The 17,507-nt window shown below is 58.7% G+C and carries 14 protein-coding genes; 11 read left to right on the top strand and 3 right to left on the bottom strand.

Features of this window, described 5'->3' with window-relative positions:
- Positions 1 to 92: 92 nt before the first annotated feature.
- The 6 genes from AC0L2M_RS30130 (at position 93) to tdh (ending at position 6,057) form a co-directional block, all read left to right on the top strand.
- On the top strand, positions 93 to 254 hold the full coding sequence (locus AC0L2M_RS30130) for a hypothetical protein (RefSeq protein WP_156768248.1): 162 nt from the start codon (positions 93 to 95) through the stop codon (positions 252 to 254).
- A 270-nt stretch (positions 255 to 524) separates the two neighbouring features.
- The gene (locus tag AC0L2M_RS30125; protein ID WP_163603080.1) at positions 525 to 686 is read left to right on the top strand and encodes a hypothetical protein; all 162 of its coding nucleotides are present in this window, start codon (positions 525 to 527) and stop codon (positions 684 to 686) included.
- A 38-nt stretch (positions 687 to 724) separates the two neighbouring features.
- Positions 725 to 889 (top strand): hypothetical protein, encoded by a 165-nt coding sequence (locus AC0L2M_RS30120; RefSeq protein ID WP_473536693.1) that lies wholly within the window; start codon positions 725 to 727, stop codon positions 887 to 889.
- Between the two features lie 517 nt (positions 890 to 1,406).
- A complete protein-coding gene (locus AC0L2M_RS30115; RefSeq protein ID WP_473536691.1) occupies positions 1,407 to 2,492 on the top strand; it encodes an HlyD family secretion protein in 1,086 nt (361 codons plus the stop codon).
- Positions 2,493 to 2,524: 32 nt separating this feature from the next.
- The gene (locus AC0L2M_RS30110; protein ID WP_473536689.1) at positions 2,525 to 4,681 is read left to right on the top strand and encodes a peptidase domain-containing ABC transporter; all 2,157 of its coding nucleotides are present in this window, start codon (positions 2,525 to 2,527) and stop codon (positions 4,679 to 4,681) included.
- A gap of 326 nt (positions 4,682 to 5,007) precedes the next feature.
- Entirely contained in the window at positions 5,008 to 6,057 is a 1,050-nt protein-coding gene (tdh, locus tag AC0L2M_RS30105) for an L-threonine 3-dehydrogenase (protein ID WP_473536688.1), read from the top strand.
- Positions 6,058 to 6,278: 221 nt separating this feature from the next.
- Here the strand turns inward: tdh and AC0L2M_RS30100 are convergent, their stop codons facing one another.
- Positions 6,279 to 7,316: a cytochrome-c peroxidase gene (locus AC0L2M_RS30100; protein ID WP_473536687.1), complete on the bottom strand. Its 1,038-nt coding sequence runs from the start codon at positions 7,314 to 7,316 to the stop codon at positions 6,279 to 6,281.
- Between the two features lie 536 nt (positions 7,317 to 7,852).
- On the opposite strand from AC0L2M_RS30100, the gene AC0L2M_RS30095 reads away from it, so the two are divergent.
- The gene (locus AC0L2M_RS30095; RefSeq protein WP_065011147.1) at positions 7,853 to 8,320 is read left to right on the top strand and encodes a Ros/MucR family transcriptional regulator; all 468 of its coding nucleotides are present in this window, start codon (positions 7,853 to 7,855) and stop codon (positions 8,318 to 8,320) included.
- 204 nt (positions 8,321 to 8,524) lie between these two features.
- Positions 8,525 to 9,859: an oxygen-independent coproporphyrinogen III oxidase gene (hemN, locus tag AC0L2M_RS30090; protein ID WP_473536686.1), complete on the top strand. Its 1,335-nt coding sequence runs from the start codon at positions 8,525 to 8,527 to the stop codon at positions 9,857 to 9,859.
- A 396-nt stretch (positions 9,860 to 10,255) separates the two neighbouring features.
- Here hemN and AC0L2M_RS30085 read toward each other — a convergent pair whose 3' ends face one another.
- Together AC0L2M_RS30085 and AC0L2M_RS30080 are read right to left on the bottom strand one after the other, a co-directional pair.
- Positions 10,256 to 11,089, bottom strand: a complete 834-nt coding sequence (locus AC0L2M_RS30085) for a prephenate dehydratase (RefSeq protein WP_473536685.1) — start codon at positions 11,087 to 11,089, stop codon at positions 10,256 to 10,258.
- A gap of 219 nt (positions 11,090 to 11,308) precedes the next feature.
- Entirely contained in the window at positions 11,309 to 11,521 is a 213-nt protein-coding gene (locus tag AC0L2M_RS30080) for a cold-shock protein (protein WP_008874821.1), read from the bottom strand.
- Positions 11,522 to 12,040: 519 nt separating this feature from the next.
- Here AC0L2M_RS30080 and AC0L2M_RS30075 point away from each other — a divergent pair.
- From AC0L2M_RS30075 to AC0L2M_RS30065, 3 genes are all read left to right on the top strand, one after another.
- On the top strand, positions 12,041 to 13,603 hold the full coding sequence (locus AC0L2M_RS30075) for a M16 family metallopeptidase (protein ID WP_473536684.1): 1,563 nt from the start codon (positions 12,041 to 12,043) through the stop codon (positions 13,601 to 13,603).
- A gap of 4 nt (positions 13,604 to 13,607) precedes the next feature.
- Positions 13,608 to 14,993 carry a M16 family metallopeptidase gene (locus tag AC0L2M_RS30070; RefSeq protein ID WP_473536727.1) on the top strand — a complete coding sequence of 462 codons (1,386 nt, stop codon included), beginning with the start codon at positions 13,608 to 13,610 and terminating at the stop codon, positions 14,991 to 14,993.
- Positions 14,994 to 15,276: 283 nt separating this feature from the next.
- Entirely contained in the window at positions 15,277 to 17,118 is a 1,842-nt protein-coding gene (locus AC0L2M_RS30065) for a type II toxin-antitoxin system HipA family toxin (protein WP_473536683.1), read from the top strand.
- The last annotated feature ends 389 nt before the right edge of the window (positions 17,119 to 17,507 follow it).

The raw sequence follows: 17,507 nt of genomic DNA, 5'->3' as shown, positions 1-17,507 counted from the left end.
TCGGCCTTGCAGCTGTAAGCATAGGGGCAAAAGTCGCCGACCCAAATCACTGATTCACCCTTACATTTCAAGCTCTAGGAAAGGAGAAAAAAATGAAGACCAATATGCAAGCTTATGGTGTGACCGAGTTAACGCGCGAAGAAGCATGTGCAACGTCCGGAGGGTGGTTCTGGCTGGCGTCGGCAGTATTTAGCGGAGTTGCTGCGTTAGTATTTGGTATAGCAGCCGTGATAACATATGTTAAGCATCATTAAGATCCATAATATTCGCGACTGCTCTGGGGTTGACCTTGGTCATCTCCAGGCAGCTGTGGCCTGGGTTGTCGCGCTGACAGCGTGATGTTCGGCCCGGCGTGCCGCCGCGCTCTCAATTAAGCCGCCGAAACAAAAAAGCATAAGCGCTGTTCCGGAGCTTCCTGTGCAGTTGGCACGACTCTTGATGTTCTCGTTGTACGGCGGCACACGCCGCCGAGCGTGCATTACTGGTCATCGTATTATTTTGAGCTCTGGGAAAGGAGAAAACAAATGAAGGCGGAAATGTCAGCTTATGGTGTGACCGAATTGGTTCCCGAAGAAGCATCTGCAATTTCGGGAGGGATGTTTTGGGCAATAGCTTTCGCGATTTTGGGGACGTTCGGCCTTGCAGCTGTAAGCATAGGGGCAAAAGTCGCCGACCCAAATCACTGATTCACCCTTACATTTCAAGCTCTAAGAAAGGAGAAAAAATGAAGACCAATATGCCCGCCTATGGTGTGACCGAGTTAACGCGCGAAGAAGCATGTGCAACGTCCGGAGGGTGGTGGTTCTGGGCAGCGGTGGCAGGATTTGGGGCAGTTGCTGCGTTAGGACTGGCTATAGCAGCCGCGGAAAGATATTTTAAGCATCATTAAGACGATCTACAATATTCGCAACTGCCTGGTTGACCTAGGTCACCTCCAGGCAGATGTCGCCTGGTTTGTCGCACAAGACAGCGTGATGTACGGCCGACGCACTCTCAGTTGGGTTGGGAATAAGCTACAGAACGGCCTTTTTGGCCTCTATTTGCGTAGTCGGCATGGGTATTGCCGCCTTTAGGCGCGGGGGAGTGCTGCCGAGCTGCAGAATGATCGCCGACTTTCATCGTTGAATGTTGGAAAGGAAAACAATGGATACCGACATATCAGTATACGGCTTGACCGAGTTAACCCGAGAAGCGGGATCATCAACTTCCGGTGGCCCTTGGTTCATAGCCTCAGTTTCTGCTGTAGGATTCGTTGATGTAGTACGCGCCGAAGACATGGTGGATGATTGGCAACATCATAGATCAATATCATTGTGACCAGCGAGACCGTGATCAATATCTCATTTATTCCTGAACTTGCCAACTGCACTGCAGAGAGCATCCTTTCTCGAGGATCAGATAGATCTTTGATCATCTACAAGATTATTTTGCTCTCTGTGGCTACGGCGCTGGTCTCTCTGCCTTTCATCACAGTAATGGTATCTTTCCAAAGTGCCGGTATTATTCGACCCACCGTCGAGAAGACGCCCCTGGTGGCGCCGGTATCCGGACGCATCTCCCGCATCCTTGCCGCCGAAAACGATCTGGTTGCTCAGGGGCAAGAGATCCTCGCCCTCGATGATGGGGTGGTTGAGGAAAAGCTCAGGGCGCTTAAAGGGGATATTCGCGCGAAGAGCGATTTTGCCAGTGACCTCGAAACCCTGATCTCCTCCGGCACGCAAGCCAAGGACCCGATCCGCCTCTTAACCGAGTCAGCCACGGCCGAGCGCGCCCATTTCCTCAACCTGCTGCGGGAGAACCAATATGCCCGCGATAATGCGGCCGCGGAACTTGAGCGTGCTAAGCGACTGCTCTCCGCTGCTGTAGCACCGGCAAAGTCCGTTGAGGAAAACGCCTTCGCACTTCAGAATGTCGAGATCCAGGGCGAGATCCTCGCCCGGCGCAAATTCGCCGAATGGAACCAGCAGCTGTTCGACGTTAACCTGCGCCTCCAGGAACTCACGGCCACCGTGCATCAGCTTGAGAGCGAACGGGACCTGACTCTCATTCGAGCCCCCGTATCAGGCGCTCTCGAGCAATTCTCGGGCCTCGCTTCCAGCAGCTACGTCCAGGCCGGGCAAACCGTCGCTTGGGTTTCGCCGGATGGTGAACTGGTGGCGGAAATCTTCGTTTCCCCCAACGACATCGGCTTTGTCCGCCCGGGCCAGTCGGTGCGTCTCCAAGTGGATGCCTTCAACTACAATCAATGGGGTGTCATTGACGCGACGGTGCTCGACGTGGCGCACGACTTCACCCTGCACGACGGGAGACCGGTCTTCAAGGTCCGCTGCGCGCTCTCTCGCCGCCACCTCGCCCTCAAGCACGGGGTCATCGGTAACCTGAAGAAAGGCATGACCGTCCGGGCTCGCTTCCTCCTGGGTGACCGCAGTGTCCTGGGACTCCTGTACAACGAGGCCGACGATTGGCTCAATCCGCTCCTGGCGAGCCACTGATCCTTCATTTTCCAAAAAGTCAGCGAGCCGCTATGTCGAGCAAAGCCATCAAGTTCAAGCAGCGCGACATCACCGATTGCGGGGCCGCCAGCCTTGCTTCTGTCGCGGCCTTCTATGGCTACAAGCTGCCGCTGTCGCGCGTCCGGCAGTATGCCTCGACCGACCGCTCCGGCACTACTGTGCTGGGCCTCATGGAAGCGGCCCGAAAGCTGGGCTTCGTTGCCAAGGGGGTAAAGGGTGGCTTCGACAGCCTATACAAGATCCCCAAGCCCGCCATCGCGCACGTAATCGTCAACGAGGTCCTGCATCACTTCGTCGTAGTCCAGGCGATCAATGCCAGGTGGGTCATCGTCATGGACCCAGCCTATGGTGAAATCCGCAAGCTGGCGCACGAGGAATTCAAAAAGCAATGGACTGGCGCCCTGGTGCTCCTGGTTCCGGCAGACACCTTCAAGCGCCGCGACGAGACCAGCTCACCCCTAGGTCGTTTCGTACGTCTGCTTGCGCCACACAAGGCGGCGATGGCGCAGGCTCTCGCCGGGGCCCTGGTGACGACGATCCTTGGCCTCTCGACGGCCATTTACGTCCAGAAGATCGTCGATCATGTGATTACAGCGGGCAACCGAAATCTGCTCAACCTGATGAGCGTCGCCATGCTGCTGATCTTGATTGTACAGGTCGTAATCAATCTCCTCAGAAACCGGCTCGTCCTGCAAACGGGACAGAAGATCGACGTCCACCTAATCCTTGGCTATTACAATCACATCCTAAGCCTGCCTCAGAAGTTCTTCGACACGATGCGCATGGGCGAAATCATTTCCCGCATGAATGACGCGGTGAAGATCAGGAGCTTCCTGAACGACGTCTCGATCAACATGTTCGTCGACGTGCTAATGATACTGTTCTCGTTAGGGCTGATGTTCATCTACTCGTGGAAGATCGCGTTGGTCGTGGCGGCCTCCATCCCGTTGTACCTCTCCGTCTATTGGACCATCAACCGGCTGCATAGGAATCGACAGCGCGCCATGATGGAGAACGCTGCCGAACTTGAAACGCAACTGGTGGATTCACTCGGAGCTGTCTCCACGATCAAGATCTCCGGCATAGAGAGCTTCGCGAACTTCCAGGTGGAGACCCGCTTCATCAAGATGCTTCATTCCGTCTACAGCTCCGGCCTGATCTCGATCTTTGGAGACAGTACCTCGACTTTCCTCGCAACTCTATTCACCATCGTGCTGCTGTGGTTCGGAACGACGCTTGCCCTCGATCAAACCATCACGCCCGGCGAATTACTGTCCTGCTACACCTTGCTGGGCTATGTCACCCGGCCGGTTGCCAGTCTGATTCAGACCAACCGGATCGTTCAGGATGCTTTTATCGCGGCGGATCGCCTGTTCGAGATCTTCGACCTGGAGCCGGGAAGCGGTGGCGGCATCAATGCCGACAAATCCGACATTGGCGACATCCACCTGGAGAAGGTCACGTTCCGCCATGGTAGCCAGCTCGAGCTTTTCCAGGATCTTAGCGTCACCTTCCGTCAGGGGGAAATGACAGCGGTGGTGGGGGAAAGCGGCTCGGGCAAGAGCACCCTTGCGGCGCTGCTGCAGAATGTCTACCCGCTTGAGGGTGGACACATACGGATAGGCCGCTATGCCCTCCAGGACCTCTCGACCGTATCCCTGCGCAAGGTTGTGGCTGCGGTGCCGCAAACGGTCGACGTGTTCTCAGGCTCGGTGATCGACAACATCGCCCTTGGCGAGTTCGAGCCGGACGTCGAAAAGATCCTCCAAATCTGCGATCAAACAGGGCTGCGGGAGGTGATCGAGCGCTGGCCCGGTGGCTTCCAGGCCTATCTAGGCGAAAGCGGCGTACGCCTCTCCGGAGGCGAGAAGCAGCGCCTTGCGTTGGCTCGGGCTCTGTATCGGGATCCGGAGATCCTGATCCTCGACGAAGCAACCTCCTCTCTCGACTCGGTCGCCGAGGCGTTTGTCCTGCGAGTGGTTGAGGATCTGCGTCGGGGCGGCAAGACCATAGTCATCATCTCTCATCGACTCAGCACCATCCGTTGCGCCGACAAAATAGTGGTCTTGGACAAGGGGCGGGTTGTTGCGGAGGGAAGGCATGCTGATTTGGTGGCAACTGAAGGCGCTTACGCTCGCTTGTGGCGAGTGCAAACCGAAACCAGCTAACAGCTTCAGGTGAGGACATTGCAGATCCCAAGACCAATCATGGCTTCGCGCTGGTGGGCTCATCAGAACGCCATAGGAGCCGTCGGGAGCGCTGAACCGCCAAAGTCGAGCGGTCAAAGAAGATCGGCTCCCGCTAGGCTGTGTAGAAGCGGTGAACCTCCTGCCCTGCCGGTAGCTTCACCAGCTGGGGAAGGCGCCTGCCAGGTCTGCGGGAGGAAGTGGCCCGCTCACGCTCCTTGCTCAGGCTGCCGGCAAGCACGGTGGCGATATGGCGGTCCGTGCGGTCGAGCGGTTGGTCGCACCACACTACGTGTAAGGAGATTCTGATGTCGAACATGATGAAGGCGCTGGTCAAGGCCAAGGCCGAGCCGGGCATCTGGATGGAAGAAGTGCCGGTGCCGGAAATCGGCCCGAATGACGTTCTGATCAAGATCAAAAAGACCGCGATCTGCGGTACCGACGTCCACATCTACAATTGGGACCAGTGGGCGCAGAAGACCGTACCGGTGCCGATGGTGACCGGCCACGAATTCGTCGGCACGGTCGCCGACTTCGGCGCGGCGGTCACCGAATACAAGATCGGCCAGCGTGTTTCGGGCGAAGGCCACATCGTCTGCGGCCATTGCCGCAATTGCCGGGCGGGCAGGGGGCATCTGTGCCGCAACACGCTCGGCGTCGGCGTCAACCGGCCAGGCGCCTTCGGTGAATATCTGGCGATCCCGCAGCACAACGTCGTGCCGATCCCCGACGATGTGCCCGACGAGATCGCCGCAATCTTCGATCCCCTGGGCAATGCGGTCCACACCGCACTGTCCTTTGATCTGGTCGGCGAGGACGTGCTGGTCACCGGCGCCGGGCCGATCGGCATCATGGGTGCGCTGGTGGCGCAGTGCGTCGGCGCGCGAAAAGTGGTCATCACCGATATCAACCCGGTGCGGCTGGCGCTGGCGAAAAAACTCGGGGTCCAGCATGTGGTCGACGCGTCGAAGGAAAAGCTGCGCGATATCATGCCGGCGATCAGCGCCGAAGGTTTTGACGTCGGCCTGGAAATGTCTGGCGCCGCACCCGCCTTCCGCGACATGATCGACGCCATGAACAATGGCGGCAAGATCGCCATTTTAGGCATCCCTCCGACCGGCTTCGAGATCGACTGGAACAAGGTCATCTTCAAGATGCTGCATCTCAAGGGCATCTATGGCCGCGAGATGTTCGAGACCTGGTACAAGATGATCGCGCTGGTGCAGGGCCCGCTCGATGTCAGCGGCCTGATCACGCATCGCATCGGCATTGATGATTTTCAAGTAGGCTTCGACGCGATGCGCAGCGGCAGCTCGGGCAAGGTGGTGATGGACTGGCAGGGCGACTGGTCGATGTGACTTTGCGGAGGTGCTGACGGGAACGCCAACCCTGGCTGCCGTCGATCTCCCCGCGAGGGGCATCGCTGGTGCAAGGCAGTGGCTCCTGCCACCAACGTGCGACGCTCAATCGTGCCGCGACGTATCATGGCCCAATCGGACGGCTGCGCTTGTGGCCATTCGCCCAGATCGGTCAAGGAATGCTCATTGGCCCCCGACGCGATCGCCTGTTTTCCCAATGCCTAGGATCGAGGTCGAGGTGTTGTGGGCGTTTCAGTTGGCAAGATGGGATATGTGATCTCCGGTCGCTTTCCGGTCAGCGAATTAAGGTAGGCAACGATCCGATCGATTTCGATTTGCGTTAGCTCTTGGCCAAGCTGGGTGGTGCCCATGATGGCGACGGCCTCGCTCAGGTCCCAGACCTTGCCCGAATGAAAGTATGGCGCGGTGATTGCTACGTTGCGCAGCGACGGCACGCGGAAAACATAGGAATCCTCGGGTACATTGGTGACGGCGAATCGTCCCTTGTCGTTCTCCGGCAGAATGTCGGCGCTAGGCTTCTCAACGAGGCCGAATGGATAATAGCCTTCCCCACCAATATTGACACCGGAATGGCAGGACGAGCAGCCCTTTTCGATAAAAAGGGCCAGGCCCTGTTTCTCTTTGGGACCGATGGCGGTCTCATCGCCATTGAGGAAGGCGTCGAAGGGGGCCGGCGTGACCAGTGTCGCCTCGTAGTCTGCGAGTGCATTGACTAGATTGTCGAGGGTGATGGGATTGGCCTCATCCGGGAAAGCTGAATGGAACAACTCCACATATTGCGGCATCGATTTGAACGTCTCGACCACTCGATGCGGTGTGTTGGCCATTTCGACACCGGCCTGTATCGGCCCTTTGGCCTGAGCTTTCAGGTCTTCGGCGCGACCGTCCCAAAACTGTGATTTGTTGAAGACAGAGTTAAACACCGTCGGCGCGTTGCGCTGCCCCTTCTGCCAACCATGGCCAATCGAAGTTTCACGATTGTCGTCGCCCCCGGTGGCCAGGTTGTGGCACGAGTTGCAGGAGAAAACGCCTGAGGACGAGAGGCGTGGATCGAAGAACAGTGCCTTGCCGAGGGCAATCCTGTCCGGCGTGCTCGGGTTGTTGGCGAGCGCCGGCGTGAATGGCAAGGGCTTGAAGGTGGCCAGTGCCGTTTCTCTGAGGTCTGGCGGAATGGACTGCGCAGCAAAAGCTGTGGCTGCCACAAGCGCAACAGCCACCGCAGGGAATAGAATGTTCATAAATGGAGTCCTTACGATGTGCACGGAAACCATTCTCCACATGCGGCCTGCGAACGCCCTGCGCTAGATCAGCGTATCGAGGGAATCGTGCCTGTCGACCAAACCAATCGAGCGGCGGAGACATTGACTGCGATTCATCGCCCGACGGCGGATTCAATGGTGGCGCGCGCGCAGTCGCTGTTTGTTCGCCTGAGGGTTTGGTCGGTTCTGTGGCCTGTCGCCACATGCTGGCGCAACGCCAGCCTGTTTCATACGCGCAAGCTTTTCTGCCCCCATCGAGTGCACGGCTCATGGTTTACAAGCTTTCTGCGTCTTCCCTCTGCAATTCAGACGGACGAGATCGGAACGGAAAGGCGGACACTGGCGCAGTTATGGGACAGCGACTACCAGGCAGATCAGTGTCACGACCGCGTGATGTGGTGCTATAGACCTCAATCTTGGACGAGCAACGAACAATCCTGTCGTGACATTTGTTGCTTTCACCGGAAATCACCACTAGAAGCGACGCTCCGCAGACCAATCCACCGGAGAGTTTCATGCCAGAAGAAGACTTCAAAAACATCGACAACCTCATCCAGCTTACCACAGATGTTGTCTCAGCCTATGTTTCCAACAATCCCGTTCCGGTGGGGGACCTTTCAGCCCTGATCGGCCAAGTGCACGAAGCTTTGAAGGGCACGGCGGCCGGTCGCGTCTCGGCACAAGAGCCGACGGTGTTGACGCCGGCGGTCCCGATCAGAAAATCGGTGACGCCGGACTACATTGTCTCCCTTGAGGATGGGAAGAAATTCAAATCGCTAAAGCGTCATCTGTCGACCCATTACGGGCTGAGCCCTAATGAATATCGCGCCAAATGGGGTCTGCCGGCGGACTATCCCATGGTCGCGCCGAACTATGCGGCTGCCCGCTCTGCGTTGGCCAAGACAATGGGACTCGGCCGCAAACCGAAAGAGCCTGAAGTCTCGGCGCCGGAGAAGCGGTCCAGAAAGAAGGTACCAGCGTGACTTCTTCCTCATCCAGACCCGCTGTGGGGCTGGCGGCTCGATCGGCATGATGTGAGCGAAACATCGAAAGGCGGGATCAAATCCCGCCTTTTCCTTGCACGGTGTGATTACACGGCGCGAAGCGGAATGGAATTGACATAGCGCAGAGACACAGGAGATCGCAGGGGTAAAAGGAGGACAGTTGTCAACTTGGGAGGGAAACTGTTGCAGACTTCTATCCTGAAAAAACATCGCGAGGCTCTCCTGCCTTGGTACACCATCTATCCGACTGTGCCGGAGTTCTCCGCAGCGGTCGGCGCAGAAAGCTATGAGGAATGGCTAAGAGGTCTGCCGGCTGACGATCCGGTGTCGCTCTATCTCCACATTCCGTTCTGCCGATCGATTTGCTGGTATTGCGGCTTTCCGACCACGATTGCCCGCAACCATGGTCCGATCCTCGACTATGTGGCCGATCTGCGTGACGAGATCCGTTTGGTCTCGGAGCAAGTGCCGCAGAGGCTCGTCGTGAACGACGTGCATTTCGGCGGTGGAACCCCGACCCTGATCGGGGCAGCGGAATTCTTGGCCATGATCGAACTCCTGCGCCGCCGCTTCGCGTTCAGGGAGCCCGCTACGATCGCCGTCGAAATTGACCCGCGCACGTTCACGCGCGAGATCGCCGAGGCACTGGGAGCAGCCAATGTGAGCCGCGCGAGTCTCGGGGTGCAGAGTTTTGATCCAATTGTTCAGAAAGCGATCAACCGGGTCCAGAGCGAGGCGCAGACGGCCGCTGCCGTCGAAGAGCTGCGCCGGCATGGAGTAAGCGGCATCAACGTCGATCTCATGTTCGGTCTCCCGAATCAGACGGTAGAGTCCTGCGTCCAGACTGCGGCGGCAACCGCCGCCATGCGTCCCAACCGGCTTGCGGTGTTCGGCTACTCGCATATTCCATCGGTGATCAAGAATCAGCGCCTGATCGAGAAGACTGCGCTGCCGGACAGCGTCGCCCGCGCCGAACAGGCTGCGGCCGTGGCAGATACGCTGGTTGCGGCCGGCTACCGAGAGATCGGCCTCGACCATTTCGCCTTGCCGGACGACGAACTTACGCTGGCGCAGACCCGCGGTCGGCTACGCCGTAACTCGCTGGGTTACTCGGCCGACACCTGCAAAACCGTGATCGGTTTCGGCGCGTCGGCTATCGGGCGGGTCGGCGATGGTTACGTCCAGAACGAGGTGACACACGAGTCCTACAGCCGGCACATAGCAGGTGGCCGTCTGGCAACGTCAAAAGGCTGCCGGCTCACAGACGAAGACCGCGTGCGAGCCGCAATCATCGAGCGGCTGATGTGCGATTTGGAGGCCGATGTGCCGGCAATCTGTGCGGCCCATGGATTCGATCCAATCCGCTTTCTCGATTCAGCTGAACGCCTGGCGAAGCTGGCCGAGGACGGGGTAGTGGACATCGAATACGGTCTCATCCGGGTGCGGCAGGAGCATCGCTTCGTGATTCGCGCTGTTGCTGCCGCATTCGATGCTTTTCTCGACCGGGTTGTCCCATAAGCACAGCCAAGCAGCGTGAGGGGCGCCAAAGCGATAAGCTCGTGCCAAACGGCACGCTCGTAAAAATGCCGCAGGCCCCGGTCACGGCGCCCCTGCGCGGATTGAAGTGTTGGACCTTCCCGAATGGACGAGCGTGCCGCCCACAACGCGTCACAGTCATACAACGGTCACTGGTTTTGTGAGATGCCCGGCCGGTCGACATCTGTGCCTATGAATACTACCGTTCGCAGGCAAGAAACTGGCGGGAACGACAAGATCGTCGGCGCGATTATCTCGTCCATGGCTCGCGCATTACGTGTACATCGCATCAAGTTCGATGCCGCAGCCCTTGTTCGTCAGTGATGAAGATCAACAGTTTTGGGGCTATGGACGGAAACTAGCCGAGCCTAGCCATAACTAATAGCGACGTGGGTACGATCCGAGAATTCTCAGGCCATCAATCTCCGCCAACGCGGCCAGAGCCGGGTGCGTCAAAACGTGTCCAGCGACATCGATGACGTACTGATGAGTGTCTAGCCGCTCGCAGGTTGGACGCTGATAGACATTGAGAACGGCTAAATTGTCCTTCGAGAACCTGTTCAGGACACAACTGAGATCTTGCTCTGAAACGCGGAGGTGAAGTGTCGCCCGGTCAAATCCTGTCGGCGCAGGGGTCCTGCGCCCGAGCACCCACCACCGCGTAACGTTATGCAGCCCTTCTTCAATTCCTGTTCGCAATATCTGCAGATTGTACAGCTTGGCACCAAGCGCAGGACCAAAGGCTGCTATCGAGGGAGATTTTTGCTCTGCCACGAAAGATGTTGATCCCCGACGGCTCTCTCGCTCGACATTGGGCATGTTCTCGTCGAGCCACCCGGCTAACTCCTGCAGAGCCACGGGGTGGCCCACCACCTTAGCGATCTTCGAGAAACTCGCATCCTTGCTGGCCATGAGGCTGTAGCTCAGTACCTTCGGGTACTCGGCGATAATCGTAGGAGACCTCAAGCTCAAGACTTGGTCGAGGTAGGGAGTGGCTCCGACCAGAGAGGTCGTAGCTGGGACGCATGCAACGTGGACGCAGCCATTCTCATATGCTTCGAACAATCCGTCGCTGAACGGAACGAGTTCAACGTGGTCACCAAAGAGGTCCAGCGAGGCTTGATGGGTCCAGGACCCCTCAGGGCCAATGTACCCTGCCCTCTTGATCCAGGAGGTGTCGATCGCTGGAGGCTGGCTGAATTGCTCGTTCATTCCCCGGCACGCTCGATCGAGAATGCGATAAACATCTGCTGCAGAAAGTAAGAGGGCTGGGACCCGCCCCTCTTCGCTTGCAACATCGTGTGGCAATAGAACTTAGCAGCTTGCTGCAATCCGCTGCCCCAGTCGGCGGGGATCCGTGTTCTTGCCCGCTCCTATGGCGCGGTCAGTGGCACTTCTGCCCGGCTCTTGCCGGGCAGAAGCAGAAAAAGGTCAGCCAGCTTTGCTGAGACTGCCAGCGGATGATTTGCCAGTACGGCGGTCCTGTTCGACCTCATAGTTGATCTTCTGGCCCTCATTAAGGGTCGAAAGGCCCGCTCGTTCGACAGCAGAAATGTGGACGAAAACGTCCTGACCTCCGTTGTCAGGCTGGATAAAACCGAATCCCTTGGTGCTGTTGAACCACTTCACCGTTCCAGTCGCCATAGCGTATTCCTTTGTAACAATTCAATGTAGGCAGGCCATAAGCCAGGTCCGCTTCATATCCGAGACTTTAGGGCAGCAAAAGCTAAAATAGCAAAAGCCGGGTCAAATCGCTAAAGCGGCTCGCAAGCTCCATCATGACCGCCTGTCGCGGACAGCGTCTCCCGCGCTGGCGCTCCGAATGGCAAACACAAGTTCTGAAACGCTCCGGTAAATTCCAGAACCGCGTCTATCGCTGGTTTGGAGTCCTGTTAGGGACCTGCGATCGGCCGATGTGAGCAAGAGTACGCGGACGACCAGCAACTACGGGCGCGCGCTAACGCCACCATGTTCGCCGCAGTCCTAAGGGTATTTCACCTAGCCACCTCTTTAAGCGGCAAGCGCTCCCCAGTCGGCTGTGTCTGACGTCGGACAATGTCGGAGGTAGGCAACACAGAGTCCGTTGAATCGCATCGCCGAAACGGCTTTCTCATCTGGCACGGTTCCTGCGGGGTCATGCAAAACGCGCAGGAGAGTCGTCCCATGATCCCCACACAGAAAAATGCTGCCGCCCCACCTTTCGCCGACCTACTCAAAACTGACATCCCAGCCGGGCCTGGCAGCATTGTGAGGGCTCGTCTGGACCGGCGCTGCCCACCGATCCACCTTCTCCCAGTGGGGGCGACAGGGACGCAGCACCTTCAAATTGAGGGACAACTCACTTCCGTGCGAACTTTGTCCATCGCCCGGTCACCACAACCGAAGCCACCGTCTGCTTGGCTGCGGGGCGCACTTTTTGCGACCGCGCTGGCATTTCTGACGACCGCGCCGTCTCCGGCGGCCGCCTATGACATAGCGAATTTCCTGCTCGACAACGGCATGGAGGTGGTCGTCATACCCGATCACCGCGCGCCCATCGTCACCCATATGGTGTGGTACAAGGTCGGCAGTGCCGACGAGCCTCCGGGCAAATCCGGCATCGCGCATTTCTTCGAGCATCTGATGTTCAAAGGGACGGCCAATCACGGCGCCGGCGAGTTGGACCGCGCGGTGACGGAGATCGGGGGCTCGCTAAACGCCTTCACCTCTTACGATTATACTGCCTTCTACGAAAGAGTGGCGCCCTCGGCAGTGGAGCAGATGATGAGCTTCGAGGCTGATCGCATGCGCAATCTCACCCTCACGGATGACGTCATCAACACCGAGCGGGACGTGGTCCGCGAGGAGCGTCGCTTGAGGGTCGACAACAATCCGGAGGCGCTTCTCGATGAGGAGGTCGTCACGACGCTCTGGCAGAGCCAACCCTACCGGATCCCGGTGATCGGCTGGATGCACGAAATCGAGAAGCTGGACCGCAACGACGCCGTGGCTTTTTATGACAAGTACTGGCCGAACAACGCCGTGCTGGTGGTGGCAGGCGACGTCGAGCCCGAGGCCGTGAAGGCGCTGGCCGAGAAGACCTATGGCAAGGTCCCGCGTGGACCAGATCTGCCGCCACGCGAACGCCCGTCTGAGCCGGTGCAGAACACCAGGCGCACATTGACGCTAAGGGATGGCCGCGTTTCGGTCCCCATCTTTTCCAGATATTGGGTGGTGCCGTCCTATCGCACCGCCGAGCCCGGCGAAGCCGAGGCGCTGGACCTGCTGGCACAGATTCTCGCCGGGGGCAACCGCAGCCGGCTGTACCAGGAGCTCGTTGTGAAGCAGGGCATAGCCGCAGCGGCCGACGCTGATTTCGATGGCACCATGCTGGATGCTGGCAAGTTCAGCATCCGTGGCTGGCCGCGCGGCAAGGCGAAGCTTGCGGATGTCGAGGCCGCAGTCGACGCCGAGATAGCGAGCATCGCCAGGAACGGCATCACCAGCGACGAACTGGAGAAGACGAAAAACCGCTATATCCGCTCGTTCATCTTCGCCCATGACGAGCAGGTCTCCGTCGCTGGCATGTATGGCGCCACGCTTGCCACAGGCGGCAATGTGAAAGACGTCGAGGAATGGCCGGACCGCATCCGCAAGGTCACGGCCGATCAGGTTAAGGCCGTTGCCGCCCGCTACCTCGTGTCCGACCATTCGACCACCGGCTATCTCCTGCCCAAGGAAAATTGATATGATGACGAACCAATTCCGCAGGGCCATTCCACAGGCATTGCCCTCTCCTTTTGGACAAGGCTGGCGCCTCGCCTCCTGGCTGGCTGTCCTTTGCCTTGCTATTTTCTTCCTCACCCTGCCAGCGTGTACCGCCCGTGCTGCGGCGAACATCCAGGAGGTGAAATCTGAAAAGGGGATCACCGCCTGGCTGGTGGAAGACCATAAGCTGCCGATCGTCACGCTCCAGTTCGTGTTTGACGGCGGCACCAGCCAGGACCCGGCCGGTAAGGAGGGGCTTGCCAATTTGATGACCGGCTTGTTCGACGAGGGCGCAGGCGATCACGGCGGCGACACCTTTCAGGTGCGGCTCGATGATGCCGGCGCTGAGATGAGCTTCCACGCGCGGCCTGACGGCATCTATGGCTCGGTGCGCATGCTTTCCCAGCGCCAGGACGCCGCTTTCGATCTCATCAGGCTCGCGTTGAACAGGCCCCGCTTCGATCAGGAACCCTTTGACCGAATCCGCGCTCAGCTTCTCTCCGGCATTATTGCCAACGAGCGCGAACCTCACGCGATCGGCAGGGATGCATGGCGGCGCAGGCTCTACGGCGCGCATCCGTATTCGAGGCCGCCCGAGGGCACCAAGGAAAGCCTGGCCCGCATAACGCCCGCCGATCTAAGCGCCTTCCACAAGGCCGCTTTCGCCCGCGAGGGGCTGCACGTGGCGGTTGTCGGCGACATCGATGCCAAAGCCCTGAGTGCAAGGCTCGACCAGTTGTTCGGCGATTTGCCTCAGAAGCAGGCGCTCGCCCAGGTACCTGATGTCACCCCGAAGCTCGGCCAGTGGACGTTGGTCGCATACGCCCTGCCCCAGACTTCGCTCCAGCTGGCTTTTCCCGGCGTCGGACGCAGCGACCCGGAATTCTATGCCGCGCAGCTGATAAACGATATACTCGGAGGCTCGCCATTCACCTCACGTCTGTTCCAGGAAGTGCGGGAAAAGCGTGGCCTGGCCTACGGTGTGTCCTCTAGTTTGGAAGGCCACCAGCATTCCAACACGCTTGTCGTGACCACGTCGACGCGCGCCGACAGGGCGGCGGAGACGCTCGACCTGATTAGACAAGTAATCAAGGAGCTGGTGGACACCGGGCCAACAGCAGCCGAGCTCGAAGCGAGCAAAAAGTATCTGATCGGGGCCTATGCTATGAGCAATCTGGGTTCCTCCACGGCGATTTCAGCCACGCTTCTCAGGCTGCAGCTCGACAAGCGCGGCATAGACTACATCCAGCACCGCCCTGCCCTCATCGAGCAGGTGACGCTCGACCAGGTCAGGGCGGCGGCGAAGAAACTGCTGTCGGCCGAGCCCGCCATTATGGGCGTTGGCCCGCGGCTAACTGGTGTCCCATGACAGCGAATAATCTCGCGCTCTAGGAATAGTTGCTGAAGGACTCCGCCCACATACGTTTGGCTGATTCGACTATGGTGCGGCAGAATGCACGCCTTGATTTCTGCCTGCTCGCCCGCAGACCAGGTTCTCGCCCGGCGGTCCGATTGCCGAGCCGGAGAACGCCCGACGTTCCGAAAAAGCATTCTAACTTTCACGTATATGAAACACGCGAAAGTTAGATTCTCTTGAATTTTCGAGCTCACCATGCTAACTTTCCCGTATTTCAGATACGAGAAAGTTAGAAATGGCCCTTCACCTCGTCGGGGAAAACATCGATAAAACCCGCAGCCACTATCAGGCTGAAACGGGCAAGCTCGTCCAGCTAATGCGCGGCATCTATGTCGATGCCGGGGAGGATATCGAGGCCACGATACTCAAACACGCCGTCCGCATCGCCAAATACCTGTATCCCAACGCTTACCTCTCGGCGGCGAGCGCTGTCCTTCTCGGCCCGACCCGCGATGGCCGTCTGTTCCTGAGCGGGCGACGAATACAGCGCACGCGCTTGCGCTCGCTGGAAATCATTCAGAACGCAGCTCCCGACCACCCATCAGTCGCTCAAGCGAATGTCGATGATGGCATGGGAGAATTCCGGATCGACGTCTCCTCGATGCGCCAGCGCTTCCTCGAAGCTTTCCGCCTGCGCAGCGAACACGCGGCATCCATCGATGAGACGATGCGCGAGACAATCGCGAACCGCCTCATAGAAGAATACGGCAGCGCCCAGGACGCTGCCGACGCGACATGGGCGCTTGCCCGCGAAAACCAGTGGTATCGCGAAGGCGAGCACGCCGAGCGCTTCCTGCTGCGCCGTCCAGTGACCGCAGAGCCTGCGCGCAATGAAGCCGCGTTCGATCTGATCGTAGCGTGGCACGGCGCTCCGCTCGGCAATCTCACACATGATGGTTTTGAGTGGCGCTGGAATCCAGACGATCAGGATGGCCCGCCACTTGTTCGCCAGACCACGCCGGGCAAGCTCCCTCCTTTCATCCTCTCGCTGCTGCCTGAAGGCTGGCTTGAGTCGGTGTTGAATGACCGCGACGAGCGCGCGACGCTGCGCTCGGGCAAACGCTACATGTCCAACATCACCATCGTCGAGCGTGCGAGCGATCTCTCCGCCCTGCCGCCCGACCTCCTGCTAACCCGGCTCACTGGCTTCACTAGAAATTCTATCTTCACTGGCCAGTATGCAGGGCCGGGTCGGGGCGATCTGGAGCAGAGCTTCGAGCGCAATCTGGCGCAGATTTTCGAGCGTACCGATACGCCCCGTTTATCGGGCGTTCAGATCAAAGCGCCGATGTTCCTCGATATCGACGGTACTCTCTCCCCCAGTACCGGCAAACCGTTCACCCACATCCTCAAGCCTGCCGGTACAGGTGGATTTGAGGCCCTGCCGGTTATCGAATGGCAGTCGCTCGCTTTGGGCAGCGCGGCCGGTTTCAAGACGCCCGCGACGGCGCTCGTCCCCATGCCTGACGGGATGCCTCCGGCGCTCCTCGTCGAGCGGTTCGACATCAGAACGAGCCTTGACGACAAGCGCCTTTTGGCGCTTGAGGATTTTTGCTCAGTGCTCGGTGTGCCCACGGAAGCAAAATACGACGGCACAATGGAGCGAATCGCGCGGGCACTAAGACCGCTATCGACCTCCCCCGAAGACGACGTCCTGCTTGTCCTCAAGCGATCCTTATTCGCCTGGCTGATCGCCGATGGCGACATGCACCTGAAGAACATGGCACTGCTGAAAATCGCAGAGCCCGGCAGCGCGCAGTTCAGCTCAGTCCGCATGGCTCCGCTCTACGACGCGGTCACGACTCGCGTGTTTCCACATCTCGAAAAAGACCGGATGGCCCTCAAGCTGAACGGCAAGGACGATCGTCTCCGGCGCGCCGACTTCAAGGCTTTCGCGAGCACGGCTGGCATCAAGGCAGCCGATGCGGATAGCAGCATCGACGATCTCGTTGCAGCCCTCTCACGCGCTCTCAACCACCTCGAATTGCCGCCGCCTCTATCAGACGGCTCTCAAGGCGCAAAGATGGCGGAGCAAATGCGCGCGATTGTCCACGAACGCATCGAAGGGATTGCGTAGATGATCGATCTACTGATACGCCGGTTCCGCTCTCAGACCCAAACACCTTATTGGCGGGACCGCCTACCCATATCGCGTTCGAGTTTGAGCTTGCGCTTTTCCCAATCCGGCCTACATCCGCGTCCACTTTTTTGACCCCCTTATGAACTGTGCGACGGTCAGCGTTCGCCCGGGCGGAGCTGGTCAAGGTTGCGCAGCCCGGGCGGGCGCGGATCGCGCTTGGCAGCTGAAGGGTGATCAGGCGCGGTTCTTGAAGCGCCAGGACTCGTGTGGACAGGTGACAAGTCATCGATGCTGCGGACTTGCAACTTTTCTCTGTCGTGAAAGAACAAGTTCTTTATCAATAATCCAAAATTTCACATTGGAATAATCATTCTTGATGATGTTCG

This window comes from Mesorhizobium sp. WSM4806 (assembly GCF_055811635.1).
This window is presented reverse-complemented; position numbering and strand designations above follow the sequence as displayed.

Coding starts and splice junctions, on each gene's coding strand:
- AC0L2M_RS30130 (WP_156768248.1), top strand. CDS start 93: ATGAAGACCAATATGCAAGCTTATGGTGTGACCGAGTTAACGCGCGAA.
- AC0L2M_RS30125 (WP_163603080.1), top strand. CDS start 525: ATGAAGGCGGAAATGTCAGCTTATGGTGTGACCGAATTGGTTCCCGAA.
- AC0L2M_RS30120 (WP_473536693.1), top strand. CDS start 725: ATGAAGACCAATATGCCCGCCTATGGTGTGACCGAGTTAACGCGCGAA.
- AC0L2M_RS30110 (WP_473536689.1), top strand. CDS start 2,525: ATGTCGAGCAAAGCCATCAAGTTCAAGCAGCGCGACATCACCGATTGC.
- tdh (WP_473536688.1), top strand. CDS start 5,008: ATGTCGAACATGATGAAGGCGCTGGTCAAGGCCAAGGCCGAGCCGGGC.
- AC0L2M_RS30100 (WP_473536687.1), bottom strand. CDS start 7,316: ATGAACATTCTATTCCCTGCGGTGGCTGTTGCGCTTGTGGCAGCCACA.
- AC0L2M_RS30095 (WP_065011147.1), top strand. CDS start 7,853: ATGCCAGAAGAAGACTTCAAAAACATCGACAACCTCATCCAGCTTACC.
- AC0L2M_RS30085 (WP_473536685.1), bottom strand. CDS start 11,089: ATGAACGAGCAATTCAGCCAGCCTCCAGCGATCGACACCTCCTGGATC.
- AC0L2M_RS30080 (WP_008874821.1), bottom strand. CDS start 11,521: ATGGCGACTGGAACGGTGAAGTGGTTCAACAGCACCAAGGGATTCGGT.
- AC0L2M_RS30075 (WP_473536684.1), top strand. CDS start 12,041: ATGATCCCCACACAGAAAAATGCTGCCGCCCCACCTTTCGCCGACCTA.
- AC0L2M_RS30070 (WP_473536727.1), top strand. CDS start 13,608: ATGACGAACCAATTCCGCAGGGCCATTCCACAGGCATTGCCCTCTCCT.
- AC0L2M_RS30065 (WP_473536683.1), top strand. CDS start 15,277: ATGGCCCTTCACCTCGTCGGGGAAAACATCGATAAAACCCGCAGCCAC.